4 protein-coding genes are annotated in these 9,843 nt (G+C 57.4%); all 4 read right to left on the reverse strand.

Annotation, left to right across the window (positions count from 1 at the left end):
* Positions 1-452: 452 nt before the first annotated feature.
* On the reverse strand, positions 453-1,367 hold the full coding sequence (locus EKD05_RS21100) for a phosphoribulokinase (protein WP_129676847.1): 915 nt from the start codon (positions 1,365-1,367) through the stop codon (positions 453-455).
* Between the two features lie 243 nt (positions 1,368-1,610).
* A complete protein-coding gene (locus EKD05_RS21105) occupies positions 1,611-2,429 on the reverse strand; it encodes a sugar phosphate isomerase/epimerase (RefSeq protein WP_129676850.1) in 819 nt (272 codons plus the stop codon).
* Positions 2,430-2,450: 21 nt separating this feature from the next.
* Positions 2,451-3,083 carry a 2Fe-2S iron-sulfur cluster-binding protein gene (locus EKD05_RS21110; RefSeq protein ID WP_129676852.1) on the reverse strand — a complete coding sequence of 211 codons (633 nt, stop codon included), beginning with the start codon at positions 3,081-3,083 and terminating at the stop codon, positions 2,451-2,453.
* Positions 3,084-3,230: 147 nt separating this feature from the next.
* Positions 3,231-9,843 (reverse strand): carboxypeptidase regulatory-like domain-containing protein (locus EKD05_RS21115; protein ID WP_165360868.1); only part of this gene is annotated, 6,613 nt, incomplete at its 5' end.

Genomic DNA, 9,843 nt, shown 5'->3' on the forward strand with positions numbered 1-9,843 from the left:
GTCGTGTCAGGTAACACTCCATGTACACCCTTCCGTGAAGGTTGGCAAGTTTATACCCAAGCAGAAACGGCGGTCAGGCCGGAATAACGAAGCGCCTTGGTGACGGGGTGCGTCCTAATGCCACTGCGTAGTCCCTAATGTGTATCGGTCTCCACCCAGAAAGCTTGGCGGGCTGTGGCAACGTCCGCCTCCGGCGGGGTGGGGTGTGGAGCGGCTTTGCCGCTCCACGAGATTTTGGTTTGTTGTGGCGGCGAAGCCGCCACAACAAACCAAAATCTGGGGCTTGGGGCGCAACCCCAACGACATTGCCACAGCCCTAGGACGCTTGGCGGGCTGTGGCAACGTCCGCCTTTGGCGCTGGGGAGTGGAGGGCTTTGCCGCTCGAGGGGATTTTTGGTACGTTGTGGTGGCGAAGCCGCCACAACGTACCAAACGTTGGAAGTCTTGCGCAGCTATGATTGTTGCAAGGTTTCGGCTTTGAGCAGCAGTTGATAGGCGATCAGCAATTGAACGAGACCGAGCACATGGCTTTGCAGACAATCGGTGCCATCGAGGTAAGTACCGATCTGTTCGGGGCGCAAATGGCTGAGGCCGGGCAAATGTTCCCAGATCACATCTTCAACGGCTTCGGCCTGCATCGTACTGAGGCGTCCATCAATTTCAAGAATTTCGGTTAGCCGCCCATCATCGCGGCCGACGCGCAAACGCATCACCGGCGGATCGCCCTGTGAAGCAATGACCTCACTGAGATCGGGATAACTGAGCGTAGGGCGCAAAATGAGGCGCACACTCAACTGTTCGGCACCAGGTTCAGCGGGGAAAAAGCGCACGATAAGATCAGCCCAACCGCGCTGGGGCTGAATAAATTCAATCGCATCGCCCCGTCGTCGGGCCATCTCCTCACGCACCTGTTCAGGCGTATAGCCACGGCGCACCGAGTCACGACGGATCTTCCACCGCTCACGCAAATCTTCAGGTGGATCAAGAAAGACCCGCATATGGCACGGCTCACGCAGGCGTGGGGTTGCCAGGGCGAGCAACCCTTCGGTCATCACGAAGGGAGCGGCTTCAAGGCGCTGGCGTGCATCAAAATCGCCAGTCTTGTGGTTATAGACTGGCTTAACAATCGACCTGCCCATTGACAACTGCAACAGGTGATCTTCCATCATCTCAAGATAGTTGCAATCAGGATGCAACGGTGTCAGCCCACAGCGTTCGCGTTCGGCGCGATTGTACCGATGATAGTCATCAAGTCGCAGCGTAACAACCTGGCTCGGGCCAAGGATGGTGGCAACACCGGTGGTCAGGGTTGTTTTGCCCGCTGCACTGTCGCCCACGACTGCCAGAATGACCGGCGGTTGTTCCATAGTCTATGGCACCACAGACACACAGCGCGATTCAGCCGAAGAGCGTCTCAGCATCACAGCATCGCACTGGACTGAGGCGCTCGCGTTCTGTTGGCGACCATGCCCCTGGCATGATCCATCGCTCTGGTGAACAGGCAGGGATTTCATACGCTCAGTATACGGTGAAACACCCTTCAGAGCGACGGCAGGGGTGACAGTTTTAACCTACCCGACTGGGTAGGGAACGAAGAAATCGGCTCGGGCTTAGCGAAGCTGGACAGCGTGAGCGTGGTCGAGCACAAAGCGCCGGGCTGCAGCGGCCTGATCCAGGGGCGTATGACTGATGAACATCGGGACACTCAACTCGCTGTCACTGATCGCCTGGACAAAAGCGCGATAATCAAGCACCCCGTGGCCTGGGGGGGCATCTTCGAACGCGCCGTGCTTTAGGCGCATATCGCGGAACTGGATCATCCCGACATAGGGGGTCAACGCCCTGACGCCTAGCGGGATCAATTCGGCTTGATGATCCCATTGCTCAGGGGGGAGCATACCGGGCGGATCGAGCATCACGCGGACATAGGGCGAATTGATTTCGGCGCAGAAGCGCGCCACTTCGTTGGGATGGCTGAGCACATGGGTATAGTAGGGATCAAGCACGAGGATCGCCTCGGCATCATCAAGCACGGGAAAGAGATCCTCTACGCTTTGCTGCAACGCTTGCCACCCGACCTCGCCGTGGTTATCGGGGTGTTCATCAAACAAACCCGGCCCAAAGCTGCCACTCCAACTCACAATCCGTCGGGCATCAAGCAACGGCAAGAGATCAATCAGATCCAAGAGTTGTTCAAACGTACTGCCCATGGGGGCCTCATCAGGGCGCAGGGGGTTCGCATACCCCGAAATGGCATCAACCGAGAGCCCATGATGGGCACAAGCGCGCCCAAGGCGACGGGCCAGTGAGCGGTCACAACCTTCGGGAAAATGGGCGTGCAACGCACCGAAACCCCTGGAGGCGATCATATCAGCCAGACGACTTAGATCGTCTCCAGGGTGAATCTCAAGCCTGATACCAAGCTGCATACGTATATCTTGCTGGTCACACTATGAAAGACGTTTTACTTCCGCTTCGGCACGACGAACGTCGCGGGCTGCATTGTCTAGGGCTGCTTCGGTGCGTCCTTGCCCGGGAACCCTGGGCGCTGCGGCACTTCCGGTGAGCATCATACTGCCCACGCGGAAGGTGTCATCAACCCACTGCGCAACATCATCCGCTGGATTTGTAAAACGGACTGGCCCGGCATGGCGTACGGCATTGATCAAGTTAAAGGGATAGCGCGAGAGCTGATCAACCCAGAGCTGGAGCACATTGTTGACCAGGGGATTGAGCTGATCGACCCATTGCTCATTAGCGGGGGGTTGCACCACATGCGCCGCCTGACGACGCAATTCTTCGGCCTTGCTCAGAATCTCGATGGGGCCCTGACCGCGGATCGAAGCTTGACACGCCAGACGATGGCCCTCAGCGAGGCGTCGTTCGGGCATCCAAGCCAATTCCACAGCGGTAGGCGGATTCAACTGATCGGCCCCGGCAAGCACGCGGCACTGGCAGGTCTGGCAAACGCCATTACCGCCACAGACAAACCCGATATGGGCGGCATTGCGTCGTGCGACACTCACAAGGCGTTCACCAGGTTTCGCTTCCATCTCCACATCATTGATAATCACTTTGGGCATAGGATCTACTCCCTTCGCAAGCTGCTTCGCCTAGGTCTGATTATACCACGTTGCCCCTTAGGGACAATAGGCTGAGGGCACGAGCCTTAGGCAACACCACCTGGGTTGCGGCAGGAGGGAGACCCCTCCTGCCGCAACCCAGCATCTTTATCGTCGTACGAGCGGCAAGAAGACGCGCTGCACTTCCCCTTGTGCTTCCAACGTCTGCTCGATTGGATCGACCGGTGTGCCAACTGTGACCGTAATGGGCTCAGTGACACTTGACCGCAGGCCACTGCCAAGGGGTGGGATAAATTCGAGACGATAGGTACCACTGTTGAGCCCAGGCGAGGTAGTGAACTCGCCATTTGCATTCGTTGTCGCCCCTGCAACGTTAGACCCGGCTTCGTTCAGGACGTTGACCTGTACATCGGCCACGCCAACCTGGGCTAGGCTGGTTGGGCTGGCCCGCAACGCACGACCAGTAAATTGTACACCTCGGGCAAGGGCCGCGTTGATATTCTCAACTGTGCTCAGACCGACGGTCACGACATCGGCAGTTGCGAGGTCAGGCTTGTTATCGTAGTAGATCGGCAGGTAGGCACTGCTGGCCCCCTGCGGTTCAAAGAAGACGCGGTAGTCGCCACTGCTTAGGGCTGGCGTTGTATAGGTTCCAGTGGCCGTGGTTGTCGTGCTGACGACTTCGGTGCCACTACTATCGAAGATCCGCACGTGTACCCCTGCTAGCCCCGCACCACCACTGGCAGCCGTGACGCGCCCGGTAATTTGGCCCCCGCTTGCGAGGCTGGCATTAATGTTGGAGGTGGTCTGGGAGGCGGTGACGGTGACTGGATCGGCGCTGGCGAGATCGGGCTTGTCGTTGTAATACTCGGGGAAGTACCCGCTTGAAGCGCCGGCAGGCTCAAAGAAGACACGGTACGTTCCTGGGCGCAAGCTTGTGATGGTATAGGTGCCGGTGGCATCGGTGGTTGCCGTTGCGCCGGCTTGGTTGCCGTCGGCGTTGAACGCGCGTACCTGCACACCCGGTAAACCGTTGCCCCCACTGGTGGCTGTAACCCGCCCGGTGATCTGGCCCCCAGTTTCGAGGCTGGCGTTGATGTTGCTAGTCGTTTGCGAGGCAGTGACGGTGACAGGATCGGCGCTGGCGAGATCGGGCTTGTCGTTGTAATACTCGGGGAAGTACCCGCCTGAAGCGCCGGCAGGTTCAAAGAAGACGCGATACGTTCCTGGACGCAAGTTGGTGATGGTATAGGTGCCGGTGGCATCGGTTGTTGCCGTTGCCCCAGCCTGATTGCCGTCAGCATCGAAGGCCTGCACCTGGACATCCGGGAGCCCCGCGCCCCCACTGGTGGCTGTAACCTGCCCGGTGATCTGGCCCCCGGTCTCGAGGCTGGCGTCAATACCAGTTGTCGTAGCTGGTGCGGTCACGCTGACGGGATCGGCACTGACTTGATCCGGTTTGCCATTGTAATACTCAGCCAGATACCCACTGGAGCTACCAAACGGTTCAAAGTAGACTGCATAGCTGCCTGTCGGCAAGCCGACAATGGTATAGTCGCCAGTTGCGTTGGTACGCGCCGTTGAGCCAACTGGATTGCCATTGCTATCCATGGCCGTAACCTGGACATCATCGAGAGCGTCACCACTCGTTGCATCAGTGACGCGCCCACTGATCTGCCCGCCTGTTTGCAGATCGGCATTGATGCCACGTGTGGCAACCCCAGCGGTCGTCGCTACGGGATCAGCGGTCTCACGGGTCGTTTTGCCATTATAAAACTCGCCAACAAAGGTATTCGCCGGGAAGTTGCTATTGGTGGTAGAAAACTCAACGTGATAGTTGCCAGCAGGCAAGGCAAAGCTTGCATAGTACCCACTGGAACTGGTAGAGGCACTGCCAACCAGGGTTGCCGAGGTGTCACTGAGCCTCGGTGCTGGGTCAGCAATTGTCCAGATGAACACATCAACGCCGCGCAACGGGCAGCCATTGCCCAGCACCTGCCCCCGAATGGTGCCGCCAAGCACCATCTGGGCATTGATCGCTGGCGTTACAGCACCGAGGGTGACGGCAACCGGATCGCCTTCCGCCAGATCGGTACGATTATTGTAGACCTGACCAACATACGTTCGGTTACCCGAGAAGCTTACCTTGTAGCTGCCAGTCGGCACGCCTGGGGTCAGGTACGTTCCGTCATTTCCGGTGGAGGTAGAGGTCACGAAATCATCGTCGCTTGCCCAGACCTGCACGTTGATGCCACTCAGCGGTTGGCTATCTGGGCCGGTGACCGTACCAGTGATCTGCCCGCCGCGGGTCAGGGTGGCATTGATATTCTCGGTGGTTGCCCCAGCATTGACGGTAACTGGATCGGCGTCTGCCTCGATCGCTTTATCGTTGTACCATTCGGTCAGATATGCCTGGAGGTCTGGCGTGTCTGCGCGGAACCGTACATTGTAAGCCCCGGGAGGTAAATTAGGCACGGTGTAGTTGCCCGAAGCATCCGTGCGCAGTTGGCTCAGGAAGTTGCCGTTTTCAGCGATATAGACCTGAACGGCAATATTCTCAAGCGGCACGCCTCCTTCGCCTGTTACGGTGCCACTGATCTGCCCATACGGAACGTAGGTGAGCTCAGCATTGATATTTTCGCTTATTGCTCCATTGGTGACCGCGACCGGATCGGCGGCCTGTTCAGTGGCTTTATTGTTGTACCATTCAGACACGTATTCGGTGATAAAGGTGTTAGGTGTGAAGAAAACCTTATATGTGCCGGTAGGTAAGCCGACGGTCGTATATGTTCCATCAACAGCAGTGAAGGTCTGGTTGAGATATGTTCCGTCTTCACCGCTGTAAATTCGAACGTTGATGCTTCCAAGTGGCATGCCAGCCTGGCCGGTGACGGTACCACTGATCTGCCCGCCCCGCGTCAACTGGGTATTGATGCCAGGGGTGACCGTATTCGCAGTGACGTTGACAGGATCGGCGGTCTCCTGGGTTGCTTTGTTATTGTACCAATTGCCGAGATAGGCCCGGGTAACCGCATTGTTGGCACTGCTGGGGAAGAACCAGACACCATAGCTACCCGTTGCCAACCCACTACTGGTATAGGTGCCGTCCGGATTGGTCTGGGTTCCACTGATAAAGTTACCACTCTCGTCATAGAAAGAGACATTAACCAGATCGAGTGGCACTCCGCCTGATCCAGTGACGGTACCGCTGATCTGCCCACCCCGCGTCAACTGCGCATTGCGATTGGCACTGACACCACCAGCAGCAACCGGAATAGGATCAGCGGTCTCTAACGAGGCTTTATCGTTGTAATACTCGGGCAGATACTCGCGTGTCCGTCGGTTAAAGGTGTTGGTTGGATTAAACTCGAGACGGTAACTGCCTACTGGCAAAACAGAGGTCAAGTAATCGCCATTGTTATTGGTATTTGTTGACCCGAGAAAAGCATTGCAGTCATCGTAGATGTTAACCCTCACCGCTACCAGGCCAACGCCATCATTGCCGGTGACCCGCCCGGCGATGCGCCCGCCCTGTTGCAGGGACGCATTGATATTGCTGGTGACGGCGGGTGCTGTGACTGAGACCAGATCAGCGATCTCACGGTCGGGTTGATCGTTATACCATTCACCAAGATAGGTGCCGGTCGAGCCAAATTGGATCAGGTAAGCCCCGGTTGCCAACCCGGTGAGGGTATAGACGCCGGTTGCATCGGTGCGGGTTGAAGCCACTGAAGAGAAGGTGTCCAGGCCCGGATAGGCCGAGACGAGTACATTCTCGAGGGCGGCACCCTGAGCCAGGCTTGGGCCAGCTTCACCAGCTGTGACCTGACCCGTAATCTGCGCCCCCCGTGCGAGGGCGGCATTGATTGGCGTGATCCCAGGCGCCGTCAATGTGATCACCGTAGCATTGAACAGGCTTGCCTGATTCGCGTGGAACTCACCGAGATAGCTGCGGGTGGTCGCATTGTTGGCAAATTGGGTTCGGAATTCGACCCGATAGGTGCCACTCGCAAGTGCGGTTGTGGTGTAATTGCCACTGCTATTGGTTGTGGTCTCGGCAATGACGGTGCTGGTAGGATCGTAGACCAGGATGCGAACGTTGGTAAGCGGATCACTGGTATCCTCAGCGGTAACCTGCCCCGTCAGTTGAGCTCCACGCTCCAATTCAGCGTTGATGTTGGTCTCGTCGGGTGCATTGAGCGTGATCGGGGTAGCCGTCGCTACGCTATTCTGGTTGTTGTAGAACTCGCCCAGATAGTCCAGAGTGGTTGCATTATTCGAGGTACGAGTTCTGAACTCAAGTTGATAAGTGCCAGTCACCAGGGCAGTGAAGGTGTAGTACCCGCTGGGTGTCGTTTCAACAGATCTGCTGAAGGTACTATTGGTGTCGGAGAGGCTCACCCATACGCTGGGCAAGCCTTCGCCCGTATCAGCAGCCGTGACGCGCCCACTCAATTGAGCACCACGTACCAGTGCCGCATTGACGGTTGTTGTGGTTGGCGCGGTAACGCTAATGGCGGTGGCTTCCTCCAGTGTTTCCTTGTTGTCATAGAATTGCCGCAGGTAGCTGCGTACCGTTGCGTCGAAGGAATCCTGAGGCCGGATCTCAAGGCGATACGTTCCGGTAAAGAGCCCGGTAAAGGTGTAGTAGCCGCTATTGGTCGTACTGACATAGTCAATATCATTGTCATTGGCATCGTAGAGCTGAACGCCTACGTCAACTAGACCGTTGCCCGTATCGGCCCCGGTGATGCGCCCACTCAGTTGACCACCACGTGCCAGGACTGCGTTGACGGTTGTTGTGGTTGGCGCGGTAACGCTAATGGCGGTGGCTTCGTCGAGCGTGGCCTTGTTGTCATAGAAGGCACGTGTATAGAGGCTAGTGGTTGCTTGCCCAAACCACTGCGTGTCGAACTCGAGGCGATAGGTGCCTGTTACCAACCCGGTGAAGGTATAGTAGCCTGTCGCCGTTGAGGTAAATGAATTGATCACACTGCCGTCAGTATTGTAGAGGCGTACGCGTACGCTGCGTAACCCATTTCCGGTATCGGCTGCGGTTACCCGTCCGCTCAGTTCGCCCCCACGGGTGAGGGCTGCGTTGATCGTGGTTGCGGCAGGAGCCGTCAGCGTAACGGGCGTTGCCTCCTCGAGCGTCAACTTGTTCGCATGGAATTCACCCGCATAGAGCCGGGTTGTTGCGCTAAACGACTGGATCGGATCAAAGCCGATCCGGTAGGTGCCACTCATCAAGCCAGTGATGGTGTAGTTGCCGGTGGCCGTGGTCTCACCAAAAGCGACCTCAGTTCCGGTCTCATCATAGACAAAGACCGTGACATCCTCTAAGCCAGTGCCATCATCTGCTGCGGTTACGCGCCCGGTAAGTTGCGCGCCACGTTCGAGGGCAGCATTAATGGTCGTTGTATCAGGTGCAGCCACACTTACCCCAGTAGCTGCGACCAGGTTGGGTTGATTATTGTGGAACTCGCGCACATACAACTGAGACGTCGCATCAGCCGAGCCGCGTGGATCAAACTCGACCCAGTAGGCATTGTCGCTCAAGCCGGGCACGGTATATTGACCAGTCGCATCTGTCTCAACTGTTGTGACGACGTTGTCGGTCGCATCATAGACACGTACAGCCACCTCGGCCAGGCCATCACCGCTATCGGCGTCAGTGACGCGCCCGCTGATCTGCCCGCCACGTTCGAGCGGTATATTGAGGGTCGTGAATTCGCCGACCGTCAGATTGATCCCTGTCGCAAGCTCGATAAAGCGCTGGTTGTTATAGAACTGCCCAAGATAGGCGCGTGTGGTTGCATTGGCTGCATTGCGGGTAATCACATCCACCCGATAGACACCCGTGGTCAGGGTGGTGAAGATGTAGTTCCCCGTCGCGCTGGTATCGACAGTGGCAAGCGTGTTGCCATTGGCATTGACAAGCCTGACGGTGACATCTTCCAGACCATCGCCAGTATCAGCCGCCCTGACCCGGCCACGTAGTTCGGCTCCCCGTTGCAGCACCGCATCAATGGTCGTCGTATCAGGTGCGGTGACACTAATGCCGGTTGCCGTATCGAGGCTTGGGCTATCGTTATAGAATTCGCCGAGATAGAGTAGTGTTGTGGCATCGTTGGCAAACTGCGTACGGAACTCAATCCGATACACTCCGGTTGCCAGCGTGGTGATCGTATACTGCCCAGTCGCATCGGTTGCAGTTGTCGCTGCCGTATTGCCGCTCGTATTGAAGAGGCGCACGGCGACACCGGCGAGGCCGTCCCCAGTATCCGAGGCGGTTATGCGCCCACTGATCTGCCCACCAAGTTGCAGCACGGCATTGGCGGTCACAACGTCGGGTGGCTCGACTGGGATTGGTGTGGCGGTGCTGAGACTCGCCTGGTCATCGTAGAATTCCCCGAGATAGAGCGAGTTGAAGGGTGGGCTGAATTCCAGGCGATAGGTCTCTGAGACCAGGGTAGTAAAGGTGTAGTACCCGGTACTGCCCGTAAGTTCGGTGTCGATATTCTGCCCACTGGCATTGTAGAGGCGCACCCGCACACTCGCGAGGCCGTTACCGGTATTCGAGGCGGTCACGCGCCCGCTGATCTGCCCACCAAGTTGCAGCACGGCATTGGCGGTTACAACGTCGGGTGGCTCGAGCGGGATGGGCGTGGCGGTAGCGAGACTCGTCTGGTCATCGTAGAATTCGCCGAGATAGGGTGAATTGAAGGGTGGGCTGAATTGCAGACGATAGGTTTCTGAA

Origin of the sequence: Candidatus Chloroploca sp. Khr17 (assembly GCF_004138165.1) — a bacterium.
Lineage (GTDB): Bacteria > Chloroflexota > Chloroflexia > Chloroflexales > Chloroflexaceae > Chloroploca.

Excerpts from the sequence above, each read along its gene's own strand:
- EKD05_RS21105 (WP_129676850.1), bottom strand. The coding sequence starts at position 2,429 with ATGCAGCTTGGTATCAGGCTTGAGATTCACCCTGGAGACGATCTAAGT.
- EKD05_RS21110 (WP_129676852.1), bottom strand. The coding sequence starts at position 3,083 with ATGCCCAAAGTGATTATCAATGATGTGGAGATGGAAGCGAAACCTGGT.
- EKD05_RS21100 (WP_129676847.1), bottom strand. The coding sequence starts at position 1,367 with ATGGAACAACCGCCGGTCATTCTGGCAGTCGTGGGCGACAGTGCAGCG.